Origin of the sequence: Streptomyces sp. NPDC012794, assembly GCF_042901085.1 — a bacterium.
GTDB lineage: Bacteria > Actinomycetota > Actinomycetes > Streptomycetales > Streptomycetaceae > Streptomyces.
Map to the genome: position 1 here is coordinate 1 of NZ_JBIBCI010000033.1, position 23,866 is coordinate 23,866.

Consider the following 23,866-nt stretch of genomic DNA (forward strand, 5'->3'; position numbering starts at 1 on the left):
CGCCCGGTTACATTCCGAACCCGGAAGCTAAGCCTTTCAGCGCCGATGGTACTGCAGGGGGGACCCTGTGGGAGAGTAGGACGCCGCCGAACAATTATTGTGGGAAAGCCCCGCACCTTCTGGTGCGGGGCTTTTCTGCGTTCACGGGGCTTTGCACGGGTCTTTTATGCTTGAGAGCCGAAGCGGGCCAGGTAGTGCCAGACGCGCTTCAGGGCCTGCTCGTCGTAGCGGCCGCTGCGGGCGGCGTCGCCGAGGATGCGCGGGGTGAGGACGTCGCCGACGGCGATGGCGCAGCCGAGGTCGACGAAGTCCTGGCCGCGGTAGTCCGGGTGCCGGCGGAGTTCGGTGACCGTGAGGCGGAAGCCCGGGTGCCATTCCGTGGGGCAGGGGAGCTTCGCGGCGGCGGCCTCGACCTCGGTGTCGCGGTAGCTGGGGTCGAGCACGAGGGCCGCGACGTCGTGGTCCAGCCGTACCGGGGTGTGGACCTGGGCCTCGATGTAGTCGTCGAGCGCGTCCTGGTCGTCGGCCACGGCCAGGGGGATCAGCGACATGCGGTCGGCCACGCCGAAGGCCTTGGGCTCCAGGTAGCTGTCCGGGTAGCAGAAGGTGGTGCGGGACAGGGTTTCCGGACGGAGCCGGAAGTGCGCGGAGCCGAAGCGGGGAGCGGCGCCGGCCGGGTTGTGGCGGAAGTTGAGGGCGCCGTACACCGGGCGTTCCTCGGCGGGCGCGTCGTCGTAGGCGCCGCCGAAGATGCGGCTCTCCCACTGCCGGCGGGCGCCGCCGGGCCGGGCGGTGAGGCCGCCGTTGCTGGTGCCCGTCACGAACTGGGAGCGGTAGACGCCCTCCTCGGCCAGAGCGGTGAGGATCGGACGGTCGTCGCTGACGCGGTCCGGGTGGAAGTTGAGCGTGACCGTGAGGGACGGGTCCACCGGGGGGCCGGAGGAGAGGGCGGTGACGTGGGCGAGTGCCCGGGCGTGCGGATGCATGGGTGCAGTGTGCAACAAGCGGGTGGTTAGTATTCGCGATTATGGATCAGCATGTGGTGCGGGCCGTACGGGCCGACGAGTGGCAGCAGGTCAAGGCGTTGAGGCTGGACGCCCTGCGGGACCCGGCGGCGCCGGTGGCGTTCCTGGAGACGCTGGAGCAGGCGGAGGAACGGCCGGACGAGTTCTGGCAGGACCGGGCGCTGGGCGCCTCGCGGGGGCGGGTCGCGCGGCAGTTCGTCGCGGAGCGGCCCGACGGTGAGTGGGACGGGTCGGTGAGCGTGCTCGTAGAGGAGGCGGGGAGCACCGACTTCTTCGGACTGCCCGTGGAGAAGACCCAGGCGCATGTGGTCGGGGTGTTCGTACGCGGAGGGCGGCGGGGCGCGGGACTGGCCGAGGCGCTGTTCACCGCCGGGGTGGAGTGGGCGCGGGGGCTGGAGGCGCCGGTGCCGGAGCGCATACGGCTCTTCGTGCACGAGGAGAACCTGCGGGCGGCCGCCTTCTACCGGCGGTTCGGGTTCGTGGCGAGCGGGCGGGTGGTGGAGCTGGAGTCGGGGGCTGAGGAGCGCGAGTACGTCCTGGGGCGCTGAATCGGGGTCCGGTGGCGTCAGCGGGGCGGGTCCAGGCGGGCGTTCGGCCAGCGGGAGCGGGCCTGTTCGCGGCTGCGGCAGAGCGCCAGCAGGGGGAGGGCCTCGTCGTGGAGGAGGTCCGGGAGCTGGGGGACGGGGGCGACGGCCGCCACGTCCTCCATGACCAGCGTCAGTGGTGGGTCGAGCCGGCCGTGGGATGACCGTGCGGCCATGCGGCGGCCGTGCTCGACCACGTCTGCGGCGAGTGCCGTCAGGAGGGGCATCGCACCCGGGTGGGTGCGGGGGTCCTCCAGGGGTTCGCCCAGCACGTAGAGGGTGCCCCCTTCGGCGGCGAACGATGCCAGCGTGAGGGAATCCGTACGGTTCGGGTTGCAGGCCTCGCGGATGTGGATCGAGGTCAGGCAGGACAGGGCGCGGGCCGTCAGCTGCTGGGCCTGGTCGCGTCGTTCGGGGTGGGCGGTGAGGGCGCTCTCGAGTTCACCGGCGGCGCCGGGGGCGGCCCGGGGGTGGGTGCGCAGGGTGCGGACCGGGTCCTGGGCGCTGTTGCCCTGGGCCCAGCGGGCCAGGTGCTTGAACGGGAGGCCGTCGAGGGCGGCGGCCTGGAGCCAGCTGCGCAGGAGGGTCTCGGCGGTGTCGGCGACGGCGCTGTCCAGGCGGGCCTGGGGGCGTACGGGGGCCAGCAGGGCGACCGCCCGGGCGGCGGCGGTGTCGCGGTCGGCGCAGCCGTCGGCGGGGTTCCAGTGCATCCGAGCCGGGGTGTCGCACAGGTGTGAGGGGTCGTAGAGGAGGACCGGCCCGAGTTTCGCCCGGGCGTCCTTGGTTTCCGACCACAGTGCGGGGGACGAGGTGACCACCAGGGCGGCGCCCTCGGCGGCGGCGAGGGCCTGGGCGGCGAGGCGGTGGCGTTCGGCCGGGCCGCCGTAGACGAGGCGGCGGGCCGGTGCGGTGGGCGGTGCCGGGGCGTAGCCGAACCCGTAGCGGTAGGCGTCCCCGGCCGGTGCGGGGGCCTGGCCGGCGGTGGTGTAGCGGGCCGGGGTCGGCTTCCGTGGCGGCGTCGCCGGTGCGGGTACGGGGGCCCGGACGGGTACGGGTGCCGGTGCCGGGGCGGAGACCGGGGCGTGCGCGGCGGGGGCGGCCGTTGCCCGGGCCGGGGCCTGCGCCGGGCCGGGGAGCGGGGTCCGGCTCCCGGCGGGGTGATCCGGTGCCGGGGCAGGGGCCGCTGCCGCCGGTGCCGAGGCGTTGTCGCGGGGGCCGCCGGGCACCTGGCCCGGCGGCTGGGTCTGTGCCGGGGCCTGGGCGGGGGTGGGGGCGGGGTCGGAGGGGGCCGGCTGGTGTCCGGTGCGGGGGCGGCGGGCCCTCGTACGGGCAACGACGCCCATGGTGAAGATCGTCAGGACCAGCAGGACCAGCAGCTGGCTGATGAACAGGCCCCAGAAGAGCCCCCACCCGGAGAGGGCCGCCGGGTCGGTGTCGGGCCAGGCCGCCGCGAGGTCGTGGGGTTGCGTTATCAGGGCGCGGACGGCCTCGGGGGTGCGGGTGAAGGTGACGGTGTCCGGCCAGGCGCCCTTGGTGAAGAGGGCGGCGAGGCCGGTGGCCGACCAGACCAGGACGGCGAGGCCGAGGAGGAAGGCCAGGAGGCCGACGAGGACCCCGTCGGGGACGCCGCCGGCGCGCGCGGGGGGTTCCGTACGTCTCGCGTCGGGCATGGTCAGGCCACCGTGGTCGCGGATCCGGGGCCGGAGCCCCGCTGGCGTTCGATGTACAGGGCTCGTTCCTCCGCTTCGAGTTCGGCGGCGAGCAGCTCGTCGGGGAGCTGCTCGGGGGTGGAGGACTCCGTCATCGCGCGGTCGGTGTAGACGAGGGGGCGTTCGGTTTCGGTGATCAGGTGTTTGACGACCTGGACGTTGCCGTTGACGTCCCAGACGGCGATGCCGGGGGTGAGGGTGGGGATGATTTCCACGGCCCAGCGGGGCAGGCCGAGGACGCGTCCGGTGGCGCGGGCCTCGTCGGCCTTCTGGGCGTAGATGGTGCGGGTGGAGGCCATTTTGAGGATGGCGGCGGCCTCGCGTGCGGCGGCGCCGTCGACGACGTCGGAGAGGTGGTGGACGACGGCGACGAAGGAGAGTCCGAGGCGGCGGCCGAACTTCAGGAGGCGCTGGAAGAGCTGGGCGACGAAGGGGCTGTTGATGATGTGCCAGGCCTCTTCGACGAGGAAGATGCGCTTCTTGCGGTCCGGCCGGATCCAGGTGTGTTCCAGCCACACGCCGACGATCGCCATGAGGATGGGCATGGCGATGGAGTTGCGGTCGATGTGGGAGAGGTCGAAGACGATCAGCGGGGCGTCGAGGTCGATGCCGACGGTGGTGGGGCCGTCGAACATGCCGCGCAGGTCGCCGTCGACGAGGCGGTCGAGGACGAGGGCCACGTCGAGGCCCCAGGCCCGGACATCGTCTATGTCGACGTTCATGGCCAGCGCCGATTCGGCTTCGGGGTGGCGCAGCTGTTCCACGATGTCGGTGAGGACGGGCTGGCGGTCCTGGATGGTCTCGACGACGTAGGCGTGGGCGACCTTGAGGGCGAAGCCGGAGCGTTCGTCGAGGCCGTGGCCCATGGCGACTTCGATGATGGTGCGGAGCAGCGCGAGCTGTCCGGTCGTGGTGATCGCCGGGTCGAGGGGGTTGAGGCGGATCCCGTCGTCGTTGGCGGCGACGGGGTCCAGGCGGATGGGGGTTATCCCCAGCTGCTGGGCGATGAGGTTCCATTCGCCGACGCCGTCCTCGCCCTGGGCGTCGAGGACGACGACCTGCCGGTCGCGGAAGCGGAGCTGCCGCAGGACGTACGTCTTCTCGAGCGCCGACTTGCCGTTGCCGGACTCGCCGAGGACGAGCCAGTGGGGGGCGGGGAGCTGCTGGCCGTAGAGCTGGAAGGGGTCGTAGATGTAGCCCTTGCCGCTGTAGACCTCGCGGCCGATGATCACGCCGGAGTCGCCGAGGCCGGGGGCGGCGGTGGGGAGGTAGACGGCCTGGGCCTGGCCGGTGGAGGTGCGGACGGGCAGGCGGGTGGTCTCGACCTTGCCGAAGAGGAAGCTGGTGAAGGCGTCCGTCAGCGCGGACATGGGATCTCGCATGGGCGGCACTTCCCTCCAGCTAACGTCGGATGCCGGTGGCGAACGGCAAGGTGTTGACGAAGGCGCGGTGGTGCTCGCGGTCGCACCATTCGAGCTTCAGGTAGGACTTGCCGGCGGAGGCGCGGATGGTGCGCTTGTCGCGGGCGAGGGCTTCGGGTGAACGCGAGGACACCGTGATGTACCCGACGAGGTTGACTCCGGCAGCGCCGCTGGCGAGATCTTCACCCCTCTGGTCGAGGCGGCCGTGGGCGGCGATGTCGCGGGGGTCGACGGTGCGGTTCATCTTGGCGGCGCGGGAGGCGTCGGCCTCGTCGTTGGTCTTCTCGGTGAGCATGCGCTCGATGGCGATCTCGGTGGGTTCGAGGTCCATGGTGACGGCGACGGTGCGGATGACGTCCGGGGTGTGGACGAGGAGGGGGGCGAGGAAGTTGACGCCGACCGGGGTCATCGGCCATTCCTTCACCCAGGCGGTGGCGTGGCACCAGGGGGCGCGGGTGGAGGATTCGCGGGTCTTGGCCTGGAGGTAGGTGGGCTCCACGGCATCGAGTTCCGCCGGCCAGGCGTTGCGTTTGGTCATGGCCTGGATGTGGTCGATGGGGTGGTCCGGATCGTACATGGAGTGCACGAGGGAGGACAGGCGTCCCTGGCCGAGGGGCTGGCGTACGCGGATGTCGGCTTCGGCGAGGCGGGCGCAGATGTCGGTGAGCTCGCGGGCCATGACGATGGCGAGGCCGGAGTCGCGGTCGAGCTTGCGGCCCTTGTGGCCTCCGGCGCGGGCGATGGCGTTGGCTTCGGCGGCGAGCTCGCGGGTGTAGTGCATGCAGGCGACGAGGTAGGCGCGGTGCTGCTCCGAGGAGGTGGAGACCATCGACTGGAGCTGGTCGTAGGAGTCGCGCAGCCAGGCCGGGGCGTGGGTGTCTCCGCGCTGGGCGACGTCCTTGGCGTGGGCGTCGGGGTCGGCGGGGAGGGTGCGGGCGAGCATCTGGAGGCGGGTGACGAAGCCGTCGCCGTTGGCGACGTGCTTGAGGAGGGTGCCGAAGCGGTCGACGAGGGCTTCCTGGTCCTCGCTGTCGCGCAGGCCGACGCCGGGGCCCTCGATCTCGATGGCGGCCGTGACGGTTCTGCGGTCGGCGTGCAGGAGGACGGCGATCTCGTCGGGGCCGAAGGGGGCGGCGAGCCAGTTGATGCGGCCGATGCCGGGGGGCGGGCCGACCTCGACCTCGCGGCCGTCGCGGGCGCGGGTGCCGGCTTCGACGGCGCCCGAGCGGTACGTCGTACCGCGCCGCAGGATGCGCTTGTAGCTGCGGCTGATCTCGAACCACCGGTAGAAGGTGCGGCCCTTGTAGGGGACGTACACGGCGGCGAGGGCGAGCAGGGGGAAGCCGACGAGGCTGACGATGCGCAGGGTGAGGTGGGGGACGAGCAGTCCGCTCATCATGCCGAAGAAGGCGCCGGTGATGATCAGTGCGATTTCGCCGGTTTCGCGGTTCTTGCCGACGATCGCGTTCGGCCGGGCCCGGCCGATGAGATACGTACGGCGGGGCGCGACCGGGTGGAGCTGGTGGGACTGGGACGTCAACGCCCGTCACCTCCTGTGTTCCTCGTACTCGAGCCAGTGCGGGGCGGGGGTGCGGCGGGGGGGACGTTCCCGCCGCCGGACCCGCTGCCGGAGCGGCGGCTGCTGTGGGCGGCCATGCCTCCGGAGATCTGGTTGGCGTCGCCGCCGCCGGTGTTGCCGCCGGTGGCGCGGTGGGAGCCGCCGCGGCTGCTGTGGGTCTTGATGCCCTGGGAGACGAGGGAGGCCGGGGAGCTGATGACGGCTGCGGCCTGGGCGCCGTCGGTGGCCTTGGAGCGGTTGGTGCGGGCGGCGGCGATCTCGTCGCCGAAGCCGGGGACGAAGCGGTAGATCATCGCCGAGGCGAAGATCGCCAGGAGGATGATGGCGAGGCCGGAGACGACGGCGGAGAAGGCGTTGGGGCCCTTGTCGCCGGCGAGGGCTCCGGCGAGGCCGAGGACGATCACGATGACCGGTTTCACGAGGATGACGGCGATCATGATGCCGGCCCAGCGGCGGACGTGGCCCCACATGTTGCGGTCGACGAGTCCGGCGTAGACGACGGTGCCGAGGAGGGCGCCGACGTAGAGCAGGGCGGCGCGGATGACGAGCTCCAGCCAGAGCACTCCGGCGGCCAGGACGGTGACGAGGGAGACGACGACCAGCATGATCGGGCCGCCGCCGATGTCCTCGCCCTTCTTGAGGGCTTCGGCGAAGGAGCCGAAGAAGACGTCGGTCTGGCTGCCGGTGGCGGCGGCGATGACCTCGGTGATGCCGTCGGTGGCGGAGACGACGGTGTAGAGGATCAGCGGGGTGAAGGCGGAGGCGAGGACGGTCAGCCAGAGGAAGCCGATGGCCTCGGAGAGGGCGGTGCTGAGGGGGACGCCGCGGATGGCGCGCTTGGCGACGGCCAGCAGCCACAGGACGAGGGTCAGGACGGTGGAGGCGGCGAAGACGACGGCGTACTGCTGGAGGAAGGCGGGGTTGGTGAAGTCGACGTTGGCGGTGCTCTTGACCGCTTCGCCGAGCTTGCCGACGATCCAGGCGGCGGCGTCGGCGCAGCCCTTGGCGAGGGAGGCGAGGGGGTTGATGGCGTCCGGGGGGCTGTTCGGCGAGAGGCCGGTGCCGGGTGCGGTGCCGGGGGCGTTGCCGACCTGGCGTTCGCAGTCCTCCTTGAGCGGGCCGATGACGCCTTCGCACTTGGAGGGTGACGGGGTGGCGGAGGGGGAGCCCGAGGGGGTGCCGGACGGGGTCGGGGTCGGGCTGGGGGCGGCGTAGGCGCGGGCGGACAGCAGGACGAGCGCCGTCTGTACGGCGGCCAGGGCGGCGGCGGTACGGGCGGCGGCGCCGCGCGGGGCCCGGCTGGTCCTCGTACCGCTGTTGGGGCGGCGGCTACCGGGCATAGGTGAACCCTCCGAACTCCTGGACGGCCTTGCTGATGTCGTCGGACGTGGAGGCGGGGACGTCGCCGGGGACCGGGGCGGGGCCGTCCTGCTGGCTGTCGGAGGCGACCTTCCAGCCGTCCGCGGTCCAGGTTAGTTCGAAGGTCCAGGTCTTCCAGGTGGTGCGGACCGGGCTGGTGGACTTGGGGCCGGACATGCCGACGAGGCCGGTGTACCAGACCGCGACCTTGGCGGTGGTGGGGTTGTAGCCCTCGACGCGGGTGCCGACGGGGACGGCGCGGGTGACGAAGGTGCTTCCCTGCGGGGCGTTGCCGTTCGCGTCGAGGCCGAGGGTGGCGAGGAAGGCGGGGGAGTACGCCGCGTCCTGGGTGCCCTTGCGCCGCGCCGCGGCCTCGGGGGTGTAGATGCCGTCCACGAGGGCGTGCCGGACGTCCTTCTTGAGCATGCCGTCGGAGCCGAGGGCCACCGTGTAGTTGGCGGCCGCCGACTGGGCGCCCTGCTCGTCGTGGGCGAAGCCCGTGGGGACGCCGGCCGCCTTGCCGGTGACCGGGGCGGTGCCGGTGGGGGCGGTGGAGTCGGCGGCCGGGGGCTTGTCGGAGGACGGGGAGGAGTCGGGCGGGGCGTCCTGGGACCGGTTCGCGAACGCGATGGCGGCGATCAGCAGGACCACCACCCCGACCACGGTGATCAGGCCGCGGGAGGAGCGGGGGTTGCGGCGCGGGCCGCCGTACGCCTCGGAGGGCGGGTCCGGGAGCCGGGTGCGGGTCTGGCCCGTGCCGCCGACCTCGGCGTGGCCGCTGCCGCCGCCGTACTGGTCGTCGTTGCTCATTGCGTGTCCGCCCCCTCCGCGTCGTCCGACGGTAGCGCTCGTTTCCGCTCTGGCGCGGTGTGGTGATTCCTCATCAGGGTGCGGCCGGGCGCGGCGATCCGGCTAGACGGCCATCCCGTAGACGATCGTGAAGAGGGTGCCGAGGGAGCCGATGATGAAGACGCCGGTGAGGCCGGCCACGATCAGGCCCTTGCCCTGTTCGGCGCTGAAGGTGTCGCGCAGGGCGGTCGCGCCGATGCGCTGCTTGGCGGCGCCCCAGATGGCGATGCCGAGGCAGAGGAGGATCGCGACGGCCATGACCACCTCGATCATGACCTTCGCTTCGTTGCCGAGGCTGCCGAACGGCCCCCAGTTCGGGGCGATTCCGCCGATGATGGTGGTGATGTCGCCCTTTTCAGCTGCCAGGATCATGTAACTCACCGCCCGTGTAAGGGTAGTTCCGGTAGCCCGTGCCCGACGGCAGGGGTCACGCACTATCTTCGCTGATGAAACCGGCGCCGTCGTCGACTTGGCCGGTCTCTTTACCCGTTCTCTCGGCCCGCGCCCCGTATGCGCACCCTGAGCAGGTCACTCTGTGTATCACGGGGGGTGACCCCGGGCAATGATTGTCGGCCCGGCGTGCGCGGGGCCTTCCGAGGGCTGGCCGTTCGGACTAATCGGGGGAGTCCGGCGCAGCGGGGGAGCGTACGGAGGCGCGGGGGGCGCGTCGGCGCCGGTCGGGCGCCGGAGGGGCGGCGGGGCGTGCGGGCGGCGGGTTACCCGGGGAGCCAGTGGGCGGGGCGGGTGAGGTGCGCGGGGATGCGGGTGGCGGGGTTGCCGCGGGCGGCGCCCAGCTGGGGCTGCGTCAGGAAGAGGGTGTCGCGCAGGTCGGCGCCGCGCAGGTCGGCGTCGCGGAAGTCCGCGCCGATCAGGTCGGCGCCGCGCAGGTCGGCGCGGCTGAGGTCGGCGGCGATCAGGTAGGCGCCGCGCAGGTTGGCCCCGCGCAGGTCGGCTCCGGAGAGGCGGGCGCCCATCAGGTCGGCGCCGCGGTGGTTCTTCTTGCGGCCGGGGGTTTTGGCGCGGACCAGTTCGCTGGTCTTGAGGAGCAGGGCGTTGACCTCCTGGCGCAGGGCCGGGACGTCGAGGGCGGTGAGGGTGGCGGCGTCGGCGCGGGTGAGGGCCTCGGTCTTGGCGAGGGCCGTGCGCAGGGCCGGGTGGAGGGGGGCGGCCGCGGGGCGGGTGAGCGCCTCGGCGGTGTAGAAGAGCAGTTCGTGCAGCTGCCGCATGACCGGGAAGGCCTCGAACATGGCCTCGCGGGTCTCGGGGTGGGTGCGCCAGTCGCGGCCCTCGAAGGTGACCTGGGAGATCTGCTGGCCGGCGCCGAAGCAGTCGAAGACGGTGCAGCCCTGGAACCCTTCGCCGCGCAGCCGGGTGTGGATGCCGCAGCGGAAGTCCTGCCGGAGGTTCTCGCAGGGGGTGCCGGCGGTCTTGTTCGCGGCGAAGTCGGCGGACTTGGCGAAGGGCAGCGCGACGCAGCACAGGGCGAAGCAGGCGGAGCAGTCGGCCTGGAGGAGGGGCAGTGCGGTGGTGGACACCCTTCCATTGTGACCGGAGCGTCTTGATCCGTCGGGAGGGGGAGGCGAGCATCCGTACATGACAGAAGTGATCGCAGTTGCCGTCATCACCCTGCTCGCCGTGATCAGTCCCGGTGCGGACTTCGCGATGGTGGTCAGGAACAGTTATCTGTACGGGCGGCCGACGGGCCTGTTCGCGGCGGCGGGGGTCGCGGCCGGGGTGCTGGTGCACGTGTCGTACACGATGCTCGGGGTCGGTCTGCTGATCGCCTCGTCGACCGCCCTGTTCACGGCGATCAAGCTGGCGGGCGCGGCGTACCTGGTGTGGATCGGGATCCGTACGTTCCGGGCGCGGGCGGAGCTGACCGTGGACCTGGAGTCGAAGCCGGGGCTGACGCGGGCGGGGGCGCTGCGGTCGGGGTTCTTGACCAATGTGCTGAATCCCAAGACGACGCTGTTCGTGGTGTCCACGTTCACCCAGGTGGTCAATCCGGACACCTCGGCGTGGCAGCAGGCGGGGTACGGGCTGTTCATGTCGGCGGCGCACCTGGTGTGGTTCGGGGCGGTGGCGCTGTTCTTCTCCGACTCGCGGCTGCGGGACCGGATGCTGCGGGCGCAGAAGACGCTGAACCGGGCGATCGGGTCGGTGCTGGTGGGGCTGGGGGTGGGGCTGGGTTTCGCGCGCTGAGCCTGACGGGGGTCTGGCCTCCCGGGTTACCTGTGGGTAACGTGCCGGGGCATGGATGCTGAGGACGGGTTCTACGAGCGGCTCGGCGAGGGCCGCTTCCTGGCCACGGAGGCCACGCGCGGGCCCTGGGACCCGAACTCCCAGCACGCCGGACCGCCGGCCGCGCTGCTGGGACGGGCCGTCGAGGAACGGCCCGGGGCGCGGGCGGACATGCGGATCGCCCGGATCACGTACGAGATCCTGCGCCCGGTGCCGATCGGGGAGCTGGAGGTGACCGCCTCGGTGCTGCGGGCCGGGCGCGGCACCGAACTGGTCGAGGCGGCCCTCGCCCCGGCGGGCGGGCAGCCGGTGATGCTGGCGCGGGCGCTGCGGATCCGGGTGTCCGGGGAGCCGGTGCCGGCGGTGGTCCCGGCGGCGGTGGTGCCGCCGCCCGGGGAGGTGGGGGTGACGCCGTTCCTCCCCGTGCCGTGGGAGACGGGCTACCACTCCTCGGTGGAGACCCGCTTCACGGAGGGAGCCTTCACCGAGCGGGGGCCGGGGACCTGCTGGATGCGGATGCGGGTGCCGCTCGTGGCGGGGGAGGAGGTCCGGCCGCTGGACCGGGTGCTGGTGGCCGCCGACTCGGGCAACGGGATCAGCGCGGTGATGGACTTCGGCCGGTTCGTCTTCGTCAACGGGGACCTCACCGTCCACCTGCACCGCCATCCGGTGGGCGAGTGGGTGTGCGTGGAGGCCCGTACGAGCGTGGACGCGGCGGGGATCGGCCTCGCGGACTCCCGCCTGCACGACGAGAAGGGGCCGCTCGGACGGGGCGCGCAGAGCCTGTTCGTGGCCCGCCGCTGAAGCCAACCCTCGTCCGCCGCACGGAAGTCGGTATGACACCCTCGACCGGATGGAGGCCCTGAGAGAGACCGACCCCGCCCACATCGGGGCGCACGCGCTGGTGGCCCGGCTGGGGGCCGGAGGCATGGGGCAGGTGTATCTCGGCCGGTCCCCGGGCGGCCGCCTGGTGGCCATCAAGGTGATCAGGGACGAGATCACCGGACATCCGGAGGCCCTCGCGCGGTTCCGCCGGGAGGCCGAGACGGTGCGCGCGGTGCGGTCGGCCTACACCGCGAACCTGATCGACGCCTCGCTGGCGGCCCCGCCGTACTGGCTGGCCACCGAGTACGTGGCCGGGCCTACGCTCAGTCACGCGGTGGGCGGCTACGGCGCCCTGCCCGCCGACTCCTGCCGCAGGCTGTTCGCCGCGCTGGCGGAGGGCCTGGCGAGCGTGCACGCGTACGGGGTCACCCACCGGGACCTCAAGCCGCAGAACGTCATCCTGGGTGCGCAGGGGCCGCAGCTCATCGACTTCGGGATCGCCAAGGGCGTGGACGGGACGGCCCTGACGCAGGCCGGCACCGCCCCGGGCACTCCCGGCTACACGGCCCCCGAGGTGCTGCTGCGCGGCGAGGCGGCGGACGCGGCGGACGTCTTCGCCCTGGGCGCCACCCTCGCGTACGCGGCCACGGGCCGGGCCCCGTACGGCACCGGCGAGCCGACGACGGTCAACTTCCGGGCGGTGCACGGCGAGATCGACGTCGAGGGCGTGGAGCCGGAACTGGCCGCGCTGATCAGGGCCTGCGTGGCGAAGGAGCCGGGCGGGCGGCCCTCGCCGGCCGAGGTCATCCGCCGCTGCGCGGTGGACGCGGCGCTGGTCGACGACCCGGTGTACGCGGCCCTGACGGCCGCCGGCGGCGGCGCGGCGCGGGTGCCGGCGCTGCCGTCGACCATCGGCCCGGGGCTCGGCGCCGCCGGCTCCGGCTACGTGCCGACGTACGTACCGGCGGCGGCCCCGGTGGCCGCCGGTACGGGGGCCCGCCGCGCCCCGCGCTGGGCGCTGGCGGCCGTCGCCGGTCTGGTGGCGGGGGGACTCGTCGCGGGCGGGTACCTGATGAGCGGGAACGGCAAGGGCGAGGAGGCCGGCGGAGGGGGACGGGCCGCCGCCCCGCCGGCCGGCGGGGCCGGAACCTCCTCGGCCGCGCCCTCCGCGGGCGTGCCGTCCTCCGTCGGGCAGCCGGCTCCGAGCCCGCCCGTCCCGGCCGGGGTCGGCGTGTCGGGCGCCGTGCCCGACCACATCGAGCCGAACAAGGTGTCGCGGGACCTGTGGAGCAGTACGGGCGGCTGCAACCTGCCCAACGAGGAGCGGGCGGAGTTCCTGCTGGCCTCCGTCGTCGACGCCGACGATCCGCAGGCGCCGGCGGTCACGGGCAAGGTCAGGATCCGGGTCTTCCTGAAGCAGCACAACACGGAGAAGGGCACCTACGCCGTCTCCGTCGGCGTGAAACCGCCGCACGAGATCGACGAGAGCACCCGGCGGCCCTTCGAGGCGGTCCGCGACTACAACCACAGCATCGGCTACACGAGCAGGCCGGTCGACCTCAAGGACCCGGCGACCGGCGGTTCGGTGGACCTCACGTATCCGGACGACTTCGTCACGGAGCTCGTGGACAACCAGGGGACGCGGAAGAAGTTCCCGGGCATCCCGACCGCCAACGATCCCGGTGACTGGACCGTGCTGGTCTACCGGGTCCGTGGGGTCAAGGAGTACAGCAGTGTCTACTGCACTGGCTTTCCGGTGAAATAGTGCCGGAACAGACTGGCGAATGCGCTGTCAGACGGGCCGCCATGAGGCAGTGTTGACGGGTGCGCAAGTTCTGGATGGCGAGCGGGATCGGGATCGGCGTGTGCCTGACCTTCGTCGCGCTGCTGGTCGTCGGCACCTACTCGGCGGCGGCGGGCATCGCGAGCGGTGCCCGGCAGGGCGCGGTCGGGCTGGTGAAGGGCGCGGTGCCGGCGGTCTACCAGCCGCTGGTGGAGAGGTGGGGAAACCTCTGCCCCGCGCTGAATCCGGCGCTGCTGGCCGCCCAGTTGTACACCGAGAGCCACTGGAAGCCCGACGCGGTCAGCCATGCCGACGCGCGGGGCATCGCCCAGTTCATCCCGGAGACGTGGGCGGCGTTCGGGGTCGACGGCGATGGTGACGGGGACCGCGACATCTGGGACCCGAGGGACGCCATCCCGTCGGCGGCCACCTACGACTGCCAGCTCGCCAAGGACGTCGCGGGGGTGCCGGGCGACCGGTCCGACAACATGCTCGCCGCCTACAACGCCGGCCCCTACCGCGTCATCAAGGCGGGGGGAGTGCCGCCGATCAGCGAGACCCAGGGCTACGTGAAGGCCATCCGCTCCCTGGAGAAGAGCTTCGCGCGGCCCGTCGCCCGGCTCGCCCCCTCCCAGCAGGCCAGCGGCGCCATGTACTTCGCGCAGAAGCAGCTCGGGACGCCGTACCTGTGGGGCGGCAACGGCACGGCCGACCAGGACGGGCGGTTCGACTGCTCCGGGCTGACCAAGGCGGCGTACGAGAGCGTGGGGATCGAGCTGCCGCGCGTGGCCAACGACCAGTACAACGCCGGGTCGCACCCCTCGCGCGAGGAGCTGCTCCCCGGTGATCTGGTCTTCTTCTCCGACGATCTGACGAACTCTCGGGAGATCCGCCACGTCGGGATGTACGTGGGGGGCGGTTACATGATCAACGCTCCGTACACCGGCGCGGTCATCCGTTTCGACAAGATCGACACCCCTGACTACTTCGGAGCGACCCGCGTGACCAAGGACGGTGCCGCGGCCCTTCCGGAGCCGCCGGGGGCGACTCCCAAGCCTTAGCGACTCTCCGTGAAGCCAAGGCCCTGAGCTGCGACGACGAGTCACTCTTGGATAACGTTGGAGTGATCATTCGGTGGAGAGTGGAACGTCCCAGGCAGAACGGGCGTTCCATGGTCACGGGGGTTGATCGGCTGGGGGGTTGAAGGGGCGCACACCGTCGTGCGCCCGCAGGGGACCTAGGCAGGCAAGGGGCCGCGGCGCATGGGTGGACTCACGACCGGTGGGCCGAACGTGGATGTCAGCCTGCTGTACGCAATCAACGCCCTCTCCCGGCGCGCCCCCGACTGGTTCGACCGCGCCGTGGCCTTCGCCGGCTCGTACGGGCTGCCGCTGGCCATGGTCCTGCTCGTGCTGTGGTGCTGGCGCGGCACCAGGCGGCAGGACGAGGCGACCGCCGTCGAGTCGTTCGCCGCGCTCGTGTGGGCGCCCCTCGCCGCCGCGATCGCCCTGCTGGTGAACGTACCGCTGCGTCAGTTCGTCGCCCGGCCCCGGCCGTTCCTCCAGCACGACGGCCTCGAAGTGCTCGGCGGCGCGGGCGCGCCCGTCCCCGGTTTCTCCTTCGTCAGCGACCACGCCACCCTCGGCATGGCCCTCGGCATCGGAGTGTTCCTGGTCAACCGCCGGCTCGGGCTCGTCGGGATCGGCCTCGCGCTCGCCGAGGGGCTGTGCAGGGTCTACCTCGGGGTGCACTACCCGACCGACGTCATCGGCGGGTTCGCCCTCGGCACCGCCGTCGTCCTGCTGCTCGCCCCGCTCGCCATGGCGGCGCTGGCCCCGGTGGTCAGGGCCGTCGCCCGCGCGCCGCGCCTCGGGCGGCTGGTACGGGCCCCCGAGCGGGTGGTGGCCCGCCCGGTCGAGCTGGCGCAGCGCCCGGCCGAGAGCGACCTCGCCGCGTAGGCCGTCGAGGCGCGGCCCCGCCCGGACGGCTCAGGGGTTCCAGAGCGCGAGCAGGAACGCCACCAGCAGGCACAGCCCCGCGGCGCCGAAGCACAGCCGCACCGCCACCGGGCGCGGGCGCGGCGTCACGGATCGCCGCCCTCGCCGCCCCCGCCCGGATGCTCCGGCTCCGTGCCGTCGCGGCGGTAACGGGAACGCAGCCACAGCCCGGTGCCCACGGCCGCCGCGGCGGTGACCCCGATGGCCAGCGCCACGTCGGCCGGTCCGTCCGCCGACCCCACCGGGCGGGCCCAGGCCGCCGCGGCCGGGGTGAGCGCGAGCAGCAGGGCCCAGAGGAGGGCCGCGAGGGAACGTGCGGTACCTGGCATGGAACCAGAGCAACCGCTCGCGGGGCCCCCGGCCAGCCGGGGCGGCCGAACGGACGAAGGGGCGCCGCCGCTATTCCGAGGTGTGCCGGGTCGCGTCCCTGCGGGCCAGGTCGCGGGAGCGGCGGGCCGGCCCCTTCCAGCCGCAGCCGCACACGGCCAGGCAGAAGGAGCCGCGTTCCGCGGTGCTCGTGGAGTGGCCGGCGGGCGGCTGTGCGGGTTCCGCGTGGTCCCGCGGCAGGGGCACAGGGGCAAGCGGAGCGAGCGGCGTCGCCTTCGTGTGCTGATCCACCCCTCCACCGTACCCGGGCCCGGCCCCGTCCGGTACGGCCCCGGGAGCCGGGCGGCCCGTTACGGGAAACCCCGGACCTCGTTAACCGGAGCGGGTGGGGGCCTCGGGCAAACAGCGGTCTCGCGTTGGGGGTTGGCAGGCGATGGTGGTGCACCAGCACAGGCGGCGGAGAAGGCGTGCGGGTGAGGCGGTGCTCGCGGTCTGTGCGGCGGTGGCCGTCGCGGCGCTGAGCGCGTGCGGAGCCGCGAGCGGCACGGGCACGGACGCCGGCGGCGGTTCCGGCAAGGGCTCCCGCGGCGGTGACGGCCGGCCCCCGGGCGACCCGGCCGCCGCGGTCCGCGGCGCCGCCGACGCGCTGACCGCCGCCGGGAGCGCGAAGGCCCGTACGGCCATGGAAATGGCGACCGGCGGGACCCGGGTCACCATCCGGGGCGAGGGCGGGGTCGACTTCCGCAAGCGGATGGGCCAGCTGCTGGTGATGCTCCCCGCCGACGTGAAGGGCCAGGCCGAGCACCGGCCCATCACCGAGCTGCTCGTCCCCGGCGCGCTCTACATGAAGAACCGGGGCGCCGGAGTCCCCGACGACAAGTGGGTCCGGCTCGACACCGCCACCCTGTCCGACGGCAACCTCGTCACCGGCGGTGCCACCGATCCGGTGGCCGCGGCCGAGCTGCTGCGGGGCGCGCGGGAGGTGACGTACGTGGGCGAGACCGAGCTGGCCGGCACCAAGGTGCGGCACTACCGGGGTACGGCGGACATCGCGGATGCCGCGCGGAGCGCCTCGCCGGGGACCAAGGCGGCTCTGGAGGCGGCGGCGAAAGGGTTCAGCAAGGACAGCGTGCCGTTCGACGCCTACCTCGACGAGGAGGGGCGCCTGCGCAAGGTCCGGCACCGGTTCACGTATGTCAAGAATGGCGTGATCGATGTGTCCTCCACCACGCTGCTCTACGGATTCGGGACGCCGGTGACCGTCGTATTGCCCCCAAGCGGGGACATTTACGCCGGGAAGATCGCCGAATAGCCGGCCCGGCGGGGTGAACCGGCGCCTCCGGGCCATGGCCCCGCTATCCGGAAATGGTCCATCCGTGTCATGCGCGGCGAGAGGCCCGCTCCCTAGGGTGGTATGCCGAGCGCCGACGGGCGAGGGCGGCAGAGAGAGGTGACACGCGTGACTCCCGCAGGCGGCATGACGGTGCAGGACCACGTGGCGCTCGCCGAGATCGAGCTGTGCGGCGAGCTGATCATCGCGGCCTCGGCGGCGGCCGAGGACCGGCTGAGCCAGGACCGGATCGACGAGGTGCTGATGGGGATCCGCCTGTAGCTCCGGGCGGTCCCCGCGGCGCCGGTGCCGGGGGCCGCGCCCCCGGACCGCGTGCCGGCGCGGGCCGGGTCAGCTGCGCAGCAGGCGCGCGATGGCCTTCGTGGCCTCCTCCACCTTCGCGTCGATCTCGGTGCCGCCCTTGACGGCGGCGTCCGCGACGCAGTGGCGCAGGTGCTCTTCCAGCAGCTGGAGGGCGAAGGACTGGAGGGCCTTCGTGCTGGCCGAGACCTGGGTGAGTATGTCGATGCAGTACACGTCCTCGTCGACCAGGCGCTGGAGGCCGCGGATCTGGCCCTCGATCCGGCGCAGCCGCTTGAGGTGCTCGTCCTTCTGGTGGTGGTAGCCGTGGACGGCTCCGGAGCCCTCCGCCTCGATGGTCGTCATCGGTCCTCCCGTGGTCCGGAAAGAGGGGTTATACCCCTCATGGGTATAGGGTACGTCGCCCGCGCCGGGGGTACAGGGGTCCGTGACTCCCACTCTGCCTGATGGAGGACACTGGGGAACCGCCGGTTAGCCGTGGCCGGGGGATGCGCCTAGCATCAGCCTGACCGAATCCAATGCACCCCGAGGACCTCACGTGCGATTTCGTCTGACCCCCAGGGAGACGAGCTTCTACGACATGTTCGCCGCATCCGCGGACAACATCGTCACGGGCTCCAAGCTCCTGATGGAACTGCTCGGAGCGGAACACTCCGCTCGGGCCGAGATCGCGGAGCGGATGCGGGCGGCGGAACACGCTGGGGACGACGCCACCCACGCGATCTTCCACCAGCTGAACTCGTCCTTCATCACGCCGTTCGACCGGGAGGACATCTACAGCCTCGCCTCGTCGCTCGACGACATCATGGACTTCATGGAGGAAGCGGTCGACCTCGTCGTCCTCTACAACGTGGAGGAGCTGCCCAAGGGCGTCGAGCAGCAGATCGAGGTGCTGGCGCGGGCCGCCGAGCTGACCGCCGAGGCCATGCCGCACCTGCGGACGATGGAGAACCTCACCGAGTACTGGATCGAGGTCAACCGTCTCGAGAACCAGGCCGACCAGATCCACCGCAAGCTGCTCGCCCAGCTCTTCAACGGCAAGTACGACGCCATCGAGGTGCTGAAGCTCAAGCAGATCGTCGACGTCCTCGAAGAGGCCGCCGACGCGTTCGAGCACGTCGCGAACACGGTGGAGACCATCGCCGTCAAGGAGTCCTGAACCCCGTGGACACCTTTGCGCTGGTCGTGACCATCGGTGTCGCGCTCGGCTTCACGTATACGAACGGCTTCCACGACTCCGCGAACGCCATCGCGACCTCCGTCTCGACGCGGGCCCTGACCCCGCGCGCGGCCCTGGCGATGGCCGCCGTGATGAACCTGGCCGGTGCCTTCCTCGGCAGCGGGGTGGCCAAGACGGTCAGCAAGGGTCTGATCGAGACCCCGCACGGCAACAAGGGCATGTGGATCCTCTTCGCGGCCCTGGTCGGCGCGATCGCCTGGAACCTGATCACCTGGTACTTCGGTCTCCCGTCGTCCTCCTCGCACGCCCTGTTCGGCGGCATGGTGGGCGCGGCGCTGGCCGGCGGGACGGAGGTCATCTGGTCCGGTGTGGTCGAGAAGGTCGTCATCCCGATGTTCGTCTCGCCGGTCGTCGGTCTCGTCGCCGGCTATCTGGTGATGGTCTGCATCCTGTGGATGTTCCGCCGGGCCAACCCGCACAAGGCCAAGCGCGGCTTCCGCATCGCGCAGACGGTCTCGGCGGCCGGCATGGCGCTCGGCCACGGTCTCCAGGACGCCCAGAAGACGATGGGCATCGTCGTGATGGCCCTGGTCATCGCCGACGTCCAGGGTGCCGACGAGGCCATCCCGATCTGGGTGAAGGTCTCCTGCGCCGTGATGCTGTCGCTGGGCACGTACGCCGGCGGCTGGCGCATCATGCGCACCCTCGGCCGCAAGATCATCGAGCTGGACCCGCCGCAGGGCTTCGCGGCGGAGACCACCGGTGCCTCGATCATGTTCGGCTCGGCGTTCCTCTTCCACGCGCCGATCTCGACCACCCACGTGATCACTTCGGCGATCATGGGCGTGGGCGCGACCAAGCGGGTGAACGCCGTGCGCTGGGGCGTCGCCAAGAACATCATCCTGGGCTGGTTCATCACCATGCCGGCGGCGGCCGCGGTGGCCGCGGTCAGCTTCTGGATCGTGAACCTGGCCTTCGTGTAGCGCGCCGTAGCGCCGTACGAAAGCGGGCCGGCTCCCCCCACCCAGGGGGAGCCGGCCCTTTTCCTTCGCCCTGCGGCGGCACCGCCATGCAGCGCCGCAGGACGTCCGGGCGGGTTCCGGCGATCAGCCGAAGCGGCCCGAGATGTAGTCCTCCGTCGCCTGGACGGACGGGTTGGAGAAGATCCGGTCCGTGTCGTCGATCTCGACGAGCTTGCCCGGCTGGCCGACGGCGGCGAGGTTGAAGAAGGCGGTGCGGTCCGAGACGCGGGCCGCCTGCTGCATGTTGTGCGTCACGATGACGATCGTGAAGCGCTCCTTCAGCTCCCCGATCAGGTCCTCGATGGCGAGGGTGGAGATCGGGTCGAGGGCGGAGCAGGGCTCGTCCATCAGGAGGACCTGCGGCTCGACCGCGATGGCGCGGGCGATGCACAGGCGCTGCTGCTGGCCGCCGGAGAGGCCGGAGCCCGGCTTGTTCAGGCGGTCCTTGACCTCGTTCCACAGGTTGGCGCCCTTGAGGGACCGCTCGACGACGTCCGCGAGCTCGGCCTTCTTGTAGCTGCCGTTCAGGCGCAGGCCAGCCGCCACGTTGTCGAAGATCGACATGGTGGGGAAGGGGTTGGGGCGCTGGAAGACCATGCCGACCGTGCGGCGCACCGCGACCGGGTCCACGCCGGGGCCGTACAGGTTCTCGTCGTCCAGCAGCACCTTGCCCTCGACGCGGCCGCCGGGGGTGACCTCGTGCATGCGGTTCAGGGTGCGCAGGAAGGTCGACTTGCCGCAGCCGGAGGGGCCGATGAAGGCCGTCACGGAGCGGGGTTCCACGGTCATCGAGATGTCGTCGATGGCCTTGTGGCTGCCGTAGAAGGCGGAGAGGCCGCTGACGTCGATTCGCTTGGCCATGAGGGTCACTTCGCTTTCAGTTGGTCACCGCGGCGGAGCCGCTGACGGGCTCGCTCTTAGCGACCGGTCTTCGGGGCCTTCCAGCGGGCGATGCCGCGGGCCACCAGATTGAGGATCATGACGAAGGCGATCAGGACGAGCGCTGCCGCCCAGGCCCGGTCGTAGGAGGCTTCGCTGCCGACCTTGTACTGCTCCCAGATGTAGAGCGGGAGCGAGGACTGGGCGCCTTCGAAGGGGTTGCCGTTGATGAGCTGCGAGCCGAAGACCAGCAGCATGATCGGCGCGGTCTCACCGGCGATGCGGGCCACTGCCAGCATGACACCGGTGGAGATGCCGCCGATGGCGGTGGGGAGCACCACCTTCAGGATGACGCGCCACTTCGGCACGCCGAGGGCCAGGGCGGCCTCGCGGAGCTCGTTCGGGACGAGCTTGAGCATCTCCTCGGTGGAGCGGACCACGACCGGCATCATCAGGATCGACAGGGCCATCGCGCCGGCGAAGCCGGAGGGGCCGAAGCCGAGCATCAGGTTCCAGGTCGTCAGGATGAACAGGCCCGCGACGATGGAGGGGATTCCGGTCATCACGTCGACGAAGAAGGTGACGGCCTTGGCGAGCCGGCCCTTGCCGTACTCGACCAGGTAGACGGCGGTCAGCAGGCCGATCGGCGCGGCGATCAGGGTGGCCAGGCCGACCTGCTCCAGCGTGCCGAGGAGGGCGTGGTAGACGCCGCCGCCCTGCTCGAAGCTGGTCACGCCGTTCATGGAGTGGCTCAGGAAGTCGCCGTCGAGGACGCCGATGCCGCGGCTGATGGTGGTGATCATCAGGGAGAGCAGCGGGACGACGGCGAGGACGAAGCAGACCCAGACGACGGAGGTCGCGACGCGGTCCTTGGCCTGGCGGCGGTTCTCGACGACCGCGCTGGAGGTGTACGTGATCCCGACGAACAGCAGGGCCGCGATCAGGCCCCACTGGATCTTGCTGTGCAGGCCGAAGAGGAGGCCGATGCCGGTGCCGAGCAGCGCGGAGGCGACGGCGGTGCCGGCCGGTGCCCAGCGGGGCAGGCCGCCGCGGGTCAGTCCGGCGGGGGAGGGGGACCGGCGGGCCCCGGCGGGGCGGTGGTCCTGGAGTGCGTGGCTCATCAGGCGTTCGCCCCCGAGAAGTCCTTGCGACGGGCGATGATCAGACGGGCCGCGCCGTTGACCAGCAGGGTGAGCAGGAAGAGCACCAGGCCGGAGGCGATCAGCGCGTCACGGCCGAACTCGTTGGCCTCGTCGAACTTCGCGGCGATGTTCTGCGCGAAGGTGCCGCCGCCCGGGTTCAGCACGTGCAGCGAGATGAGGAAGCTCGGGGAGAGGACGGTCGCGACGGCCATGGTCTCGCCGAGCGCGCGGCCGAGGCCCAGCATCGAGGCGGAGATGACGCCGGAGCGGCCGAAGGGCAGCACCGACATCCGGATGACCTCCCAGCGGGTCGCGCCGAGGGCCAGGGCGGCCTCCTCGTTCATGCGCGGGACCTGGAGGAAGACCTCGCGGCTGACGCTGGTCACGATCGGCAGGATCATGATCGCGAGCAGGATGCCGACGGTGAAGAGCGAGCGGGCGACGCCGACCTGGGTCTTCTCGAAGACGTAGGTCCAGCCGAGGTACTCGTCGAGCCAGAGGTTCAGCCCGTTCAGCTGCGGCACCAGGAAGAGGGCGCCCCAGATGCCGTAGACGATCGACGGCACGGCGGCCAGCAGGTCGACCACGTAGGCGAGGGGCGAGGCCAGCTTGCGCGGCGCGTAGTGCGAGATGAACAGGGCGATGCCGACGGCGATCGGGACCGCGATGACCATCGCGATGATCGAGCTGACGACGGTGCCGAAGAGGAGGACGGCTATGCCGAAGACGGGGGGGTTGGCCGAGGCGTTCCAGTCGAAGGTGGTGAGGAAGTTCCCCTCGTTCTTCGACAGCGCGATGGTGGCCCGGTAGGTGAGGAAGGCGGCGATCGACGCCATGATCACCAGGAGCAGGATGCCGGAGCCCTTGGAGAGCCCCGCGAAGATCTTGTCACCGGCGCGGCCGGTGGACCTCGTGCTCGAGGAGACGGGCGGAGCCGCGTCTGTCTGGGTGAATGTGGTGGAAGCCATGGTCTTTCCGGTCTGTGTGGGGGGCGGGCCCCCTGGCGGCGGTGCACCGGATTTCCCCCGGGCGGAGGGGGAGGGTCCCGGGTCCCGGGGCCGATCGGCGGAGGATCGGCCCCGGGCCGGGAGGGGTGTGGCTAGGCCAGCGACTTGATGACTTCGCGGACCTTGGTGTTGATCTCGGCCGGGATCGGCGCGTAGCCGTTCTCGGTGAGGACCTTCTGGCCCGCGTCCGAGGCGGTGTACTCGAGGAAGGACTTCACGGTGCCGAGCGTCTCGGGCTTGTTGCCCTTGTCGCAGACGACCTCGTACGTGACCAGGACGATCGGGTACGCGCCCTCGGCCTTGGTGGTGTAGTCGAGCTTCAGGGCCAGGTCGGAACCGGTGCCGGTGATCTTCGCGGCGGCGATGGCCTTGGAGGCGTTCTCCGGGGTGGCCTTGACCGGGGTGCCGGCGCCGGTGTTGACGTCGACGGTCTTGATGCTCTGGGAGGTGGCGTACGAGAGCTCGAAGTAGCCGATCGCACCGTCCACGGCCTTGACCTGGGAGGCGACGCCGGCGGAGCCGGAGGCGGCCTGGCCACCGGGGGCGGGCCACTTCTTCGAGGCCTCGTAGGTCCAGGCGTCGGGGGCGGCGGCCTTGAGGTACTTGCCCAGGTTCTCGGTGGTGCCCGAGTCCTCGGAGCGGTGGAAGGCCTGGATGGGGGTGGAAGGGAGCGTGACGCCGGGGTTCAGCTTCTTGATCGCCTCGTCGTCCCACTTCTTGATCTTGTCGTTGAAGATGTTGGCGATCGTCGCGGCGTCGAGGTTCAGCTTGTCCACGCCGGAGACGTTGAAGCCGAGGGCGATGGGGCCGCCGACCATCGGCAGGTTGATGCCCTGGCCGCCGGTGCAGATCTTCTTCGACTCCTCGACCTGCTCGGGCTTCAGCGCGGAGTCCGAGCCGGCGAAACCGACGGTGCCCTGGTTGAAGGCGACGATGCCCTCACCGGAGGAGGAGGACTTGTAGTTCACCTCGACGCCGGAGCAGGCGGCCATGTAGTTCTTCACCCACAGGTCGACCGCGTTCTTCTGCGCGGAGGAGCCGGAGGCGAGGAGCTTGCCCTTGGCACCGTCGCACTTGACGTCGCCGGGGGCGGGGGCGGAGGCCTTCTTGGTGCCGTCGGCGCCGGTCTTCGTGTTGTCGTCCGAACCGCACGCCGTGAGGACCAGGGCGCCGGACACGGCGAGGGCCCCGAGGGCGGAGGCACGAAGCCGGTTCTTGCGCTGAAGCTTCACTTTCGGGTGTTCCTTCCGAGGAGCCGCCGGCCGCTTTCTGTATTGGGGCGGCGT

Annotated in this window: 25 protein-coding genes and 1 rRNA gene; 11 read left to right on the forward strand and 15 right to left on the reverse strand. The window is 71.7% G+C overall.

What is annotated here, in order from left to right:
• Nucleotides 1–92 (forward strand): 5S ribosomal RNA (gene rrf, locus ACFY7H_RS32545); the annotation flags it as partial.
• A gap of 72 nt (nt 93–164) precedes the next feature.
• On the opposite strand, the gene ACFY7H_RS32550 is transcribed toward rrf, so the two are convergent.
• Nucleotides 165–986, reverse strand: a complete 822-nt coding sequence (locus ACFY7H_RS32550; protein WP_388945835.1) for a DUF3626 domain-containing protein — start codon at nt 984–986, stop codon at nt 165–167.
• Between the two features lie 41 nt (nt 987–1,027).
• Here ACFY7H_RS32550 and ACFY7H_RS32555 point away from each other — a divergent pair, with 41 nt between their 5' ends.
• Nucleotides 1,028–1,573, forward strand: coding sequence for a GNAT family N-acetyltransferase (locus tag ACFY7H_RS32555; protein ID WP_388945839.1), 546 nt, complete (start codon nt 1,028–1,030; stop codon nt 1,571–1,573).
• A 17-nt stretch (nt 1,574–1,590) separates the two neighbouring features.
• On the opposite strand, the gene ACFY7H_RS32560 is transcribed toward ACFY7H_RS32555, so the two are convergent.
• The 7 genes from ACFY7H_RS32560 to ACFY7H_RS32590 form a co-directional block, all read right to left on the reverse strand.
• A complete protein-coding gene (locus ACFY7H_RS32560; RefSeq protein ID WP_388945841.1) occupies nt 1,591–3,279 on the reverse strand; it encodes a type VI secretion protein in 1,689 nt (562 codons plus the stop codon).
• A 2-nt stretch (nt 3,280–3,281) separates the two neighbouring features.
• Nucleotides 3,282–4,700, reverse strand: coding sequence for an ATP-binding protein (locus tag ACFY7H_RS32565; RefSeq protein ID WP_388945844.1), 1,419 nt, complete (start codon nt 4,698–4,700; stop codon nt 3,282–3,284).
• Nucleotides 4,701–4,719: 19 nt separating this feature from the next.
• Nucleotides 4,720–6,279: an SCO6880 family protein gene (locus tag ACFY7H_RS32570; RefSeq protein ID WP_388945846.1), complete on the reverse strand. Its 1,560-nt coding sequence runs from the start codon at nt 6,277–6,279 to the stop codon at nt 4,720–4,722.
• The gene (locus tag ACFY7H_RS32575) at nt 6,276–7,658 is read right to left on the reverse strand and encodes a hypothetical protein (RefSeq protein WP_388945849.1); all 1,383 of its coding nucleotides are present in this window, start codon (nt 7,656–7,658) and stop codon (nt 6,276–6,278) included. Before ACFY7H_RS32575 ends, ACFY7H_RS32570 begins: the two co-directional genes overlap by 4 nt.
• On the reverse strand, nt 7,648–8,487 hold the full coding sequence (locus ACFY7H_RS32580) for a hypothetical protein (RefSeq protein WP_388945851.1): 840 nt from the start codon (nt 8,485–8,487) through the stop codon (nt 7,648–7,650). The genes ACFY7H_RS32575 and ACFY7H_RS32580 overlap by 11 nt, the downstream gene beginning before the upstream one ends.
• A gap of 102 nt (nt 8,488–8,589) precedes the next feature.
• Complete coding sequence (locus ACFY7H_RS32585; protein ID WP_008742356.1) at nt 8,590–8,898, reverse strand: hypothetical protein; 309 nt, start codon at nt 8,896–8,898, stop codon at nt 8,590–8,592.
• Between the two features lie 344 nt (nt 8,899–9,242).
• Nucleotides 9,243–10,061, reverse strand: coding sequence for a pentapeptide repeat-containing protein (locus ACFY7H_RS32590; RefSeq protein WP_388945854.1), 819 nt, complete (start codon nt 10,059–10,061; stop codon nt 9,243–9,245).
• A 58-nt stretch (nt 10,062–10,119) separates the two neighbouring features.
• On the opposite strand from ACFY7H_RS32590, the gene ACFY7H_RS32595 reads away from it, so the two are divergent.
• The 5 genes from ACFY7H_RS32595 to ACFY7H_RS32615 all read left to right on the forward strand — a co-directional run bounded on the left by ACFY7H_RS32595 (nt 10,120) and on the right by ACFY7H_RS32615 (nt 15,333).
• The gene (locus ACFY7H_RS32595; RefSeq protein WP_388945857.1) at nt 10,120–10,728 is read left to right on the forward strand and encodes a LysE family translocator; all 609 of its coding nucleotides are present in this window, start codon (nt 10,120–10,122) and stop codon (nt 10,726–10,728) included.
• 51 nt (nt 10,729–10,779) lie between these two features.
• Entirely contained in the window at nt 10,780–11,571 is a 792-nt protein-coding gene (locus ACFY7H_RS32600; protein WP_388945859.1) for a thioesterase family protein, read from the forward strand.
• Between the two features lie 49 nt (nt 11,572–11,620).
• Complete coding sequence (locus ACFY7H_RS32605; RefSeq protein WP_388945862.1) at nt 11,621–13,357, forward strand: serine/threonine-protein kinase; 1,737 nt, start codon at nt 11,621–11,623, stop codon at nt 13,355–13,357.
• A gap of 74 nt (nt 13,358–13,431) precedes the next feature.
• Nucleotides 13,432–14,436: an NlpC/P60 family protein gene (locus ACFY7H_RS32610; RefSeq protein ID WP_388945928.1), complete on the forward strand. Its 1,005-nt coding sequence runs from the start codon at nt 13,432–13,434 to the stop codon at nt 14,434–14,436.
• A gap of 201 nt (nt 14,437–14,637) precedes the next feature.
• Complete coding sequence (locus ACFY7H_RS32615) at nt 14,638–15,333, forward strand: phosphatase PAP2 family protein (protein ID WP_388945864.1); 696 nt, start codon at nt 14,638–14,640, stop codon at nt 15,331–15,333.
• 125 nt (nt 15,334–15,458) lie between these two features.
• Here ACFY7H_RS32615 and ACFY7H_RS32620 read toward each other — a convergent pair whose 3' ends face one another.
• Nucleotides 15,459–15,701: a hypothetical protein gene (locus ACFY7H_RS32620; protein WP_388945867.1), complete on the reverse strand. Its 243-nt coding sequence runs from the start codon at nt 15,699–15,701 to the stop codon at nt 15,459–15,461.
• A 70-nt stretch (nt 15,702–15,771) separates the two neighbouring features.
• Nucleotides 15,772–15,990, reverse strand: a complete 219-nt coding sequence (locus ACFY7H_RS32625; protein WP_388945870.1) for a hypothetical protein — start codon at nt 15,988–15,990, stop codon at nt 15,772–15,774.
• A 142-nt stretch (nt 15,991–16,132) separates the two neighbouring features.
• Between ACFY7H_RS32625 and ACFY7H_RS32630 the strand changes: the two genes are divergently transcribed.
• The gene (locus tag ACFY7H_RS32630; protein ID WP_388945873.1) at nt 16,133–17,011 is read left to right on the forward strand and encodes a hypothetical protein; all 879 of its coding nucleotides are present in this window, start codon (nt 16,133–16,135) and stop codon (nt 17,009–17,011) included.
• A 147-nt stretch (nt 17,012–17,158) separates the two neighbouring features.
• Entirely contained in the window at nt 17,159–17,311 is a 153-nt protein-coding gene (locus ACFY7H_RS32635) for a hypothetical protein (protein WP_388945932.1), read from the forward strand.
• Between the two features lie 69 nt (nt 17,312–17,380).
• Here ACFY7H_RS32635 and ACFY7H_RS32640 read toward each other — a convergent pair whose 3' ends face one another.
• Complete coding sequence (locus tag ACFY7H_RS32640; RefSeq protein ID WP_042801353.1) at nt 17,381–17,695, reverse strand: metal-sensitive transcriptional regulator; 315 nt, start codon at nt 17,693–17,695, stop codon at nt 17,381–17,383.
• Nucleotides 17,696–17,888: 193 nt separating this feature from the next.
• Between ACFY7H_RS32640 and ACFY7H_RS32645 the strand changes: the two genes are divergently transcribed.
• A complete protein-coding gene (locus ACFY7H_RS32645; RefSeq protein ID WP_388945876.1) occupies nt 17,889–18,509 on the forward strand; it encodes a DUF47 domain-containing protein in 621 nt (206 codons plus the stop codon).
• Nucleotides 18,510–18,514: 5 nt separating this feature from the next.
• Complete coding sequence (locus ACFY7H_RS32650; protein ID WP_388945879.1) at nt 18,515–19,513, forward strand: anion permease; 999 nt, start codon at nt 18,515–18,517, stop codon at nt 19,511–19,513.
• A 123-nt stretch (nt 19,514–19,636) separates the two neighbouring features.
• Here ACFY7H_RS32650 and pstB read toward each other — a convergent pair whose 3' ends face one another.
• The 4 genes from pstB to pstS form a co-directional block, all read right to left on the reverse strand.
• On the reverse strand, nt 19,637–20,413 hold the full coding sequence (gene pstB / locus ACFY7H_RS32655; protein WP_388945882.1) for a phosphate ABC transporter ATP-binding protein PstB: 777 nt from the start codon (nt 20,411–20,413) through the stop codon (nt 19,637–19,639).
• 56 nt (nt 20,414–20,469) lie between these two features.
• Nucleotides 20,470–21,552 (reverse strand): phosphate ABC transporter permease PstA, encoded by a 1,083-nt coding sequence (gene pstA / locus ACFY7H_RS32660; protein ID WP_388945885.1) that lies wholly within the window; start codon nt 21,550–21,552, stop codon nt 20,470–20,472.
• On the reverse strand, nt 21,552–22,541 hold the full coding sequence (gene pstC, locus ACFY7H_RS32665) for a phosphate ABC transporter permease subunit PstC (RefSeq protein ID WP_388945887.1): 990 nt from the start codon (nt 22,539–22,541) through the stop codon (nt 21,552–21,554). The genes pstA and pstC overlap by 1 nt, the downstream gene beginning before the upstream one ends.
• 131 nt (nt 22,542–22,672) lie before the next feature.
• On the reverse strand, nt 22,673–23,812 hold the full coding sequence (gene pstS, locus ACFY7H_RS32670; protein ID WP_388945890.1) for a phosphate ABC transporter substrate-binding protein PstS: 1,140 nt from the start codon (nt 23,810–23,812) through the stop codon (nt 22,673–22,675).
• Nucleotides 23,813–23,866 lie beyond the last annotated feature (54 nt).

Coding starts and splice junctions, on each gene's coding strand:
- ACFY7H_RS32630 (WP_388945873.1), top strand. CDS start 16,133: ATGGTGGTGCACCAGCACAGGCGGCGGAGAAGGCGTGCGGGTGAGGCG.
- ACFY7H_RS32640 (WP_042801353.1), bottom strand. CDS start 17,695: ATGACGACCATCGAGGCGGAGGGCTCCGGAGCCGTCCACGGCTACCAC.
- ACFY7H_RS32595 (WP_388945857.1), top strand. CDS start 10,120: ATGACAGAAGTGATCGCAGTTGCCGTCATCACCCTGCTCGCCGTGATC.
- ACFY7H_RS32585 (WP_008742356.1), bottom strand. CDS start 8,898: ATGATCCTGGCAGCTGAAAAGGGCGACATCACCACCATCATCGGCGGA.
- ACFY7H_RS32560 (WP_388945841.1), bottom strand. CDS start 3,279: ATGCCCGACGCGAGACGTACGGAACCCCCCGCGCGCGCCGGCGGCGTC.
- ACFY7H_RS32615 (WP_388945864.1), top strand. CDS start 14,638: ATGGGTGGACTCACGACCGGTGGGCCGAACGTGGATGTCAGCCTGCTG.
- ACFY7H_RS32580 (WP_388945851.1), bottom strand. CDS start 8,487: ATGAGCAACGACGACCAGTACGGCGGCGGCAGCGGCCACGCCGAGGTC.
- ACFY7H_RS32555 (WP_388945839.1), top strand. CDS start 1,028: ATGGATCAGCATGTGGTGCGGGCCGTACGGGCCGACGAGTGGCAGCAG.
- ACFY7H_RS32610 (WP_388945928.1), top strand. CDS start 13,432: ATGGCGAGCGGGATCGGGATCGGCGTGTGCCTGACCTTCGTCGCGCTG.
- pstB (WP_388945882.1), bottom strand. CDS start 20,413: ATGGCCAAGCGAATCGACGTCAGCGGCCTCTCCGCCTTCTACGGCAGC.
- ACFY7H_RS32620 (WP_388945867.1), bottom strand. CDS start 15,701: ATGCCAGGTACCGCACGTTCCCTCGCGGCCCTCCTCTGGGCCCTGCTG.
- ACFY7H_RS32600 (WP_388945859.1), top strand. CDS start 10,780: ATGGATGCTGAGGACGGGTTCTACGAGCGGCTCGGCGAGGGCCGCTTC.
- ACFY7H_RS32550 (WP_388945835.1), bottom strand. CDS start 986: ATGCATCCGCACGCCCGGGCACTCGCCCACGTCACCGCCCTCTCCTCC.
- ACFY7H_RS32565 (WP_388945844.1), bottom strand. CDS start 4,700: ATGCGAGATCCCATGTCCGCGCTGACGGACGCCTTCACCAGCTTCCTC.
- ACFY7H_RS32605 (WP_388945862.1), top strand. CDS start 11,621: ATGGAGGCCCTGAGAGAGACCGACCCCGCCCACATCGGGGCGCACGCG.
- pstC (WP_388945887.1), bottom strand. CDS start 22,541: ATGGCTTCCACCACATTCACCCAGACAGACGCGGCTCCGCCCGTCTCC.
- ACFY7H_RS32575 (WP_388945849.1), bottom strand. CDS start 7,658: ATGCCCGGTAGCCGCCGCCCCAACAGCGGTACGAGGACCAGCCGGGCC.
- pstA (WP_388945885.1), bottom strand. CDS start 21,552: ATGAGCCACGCACTCCAGGACCACCGCCCCGCCGGGGCCCGCCGGTCC.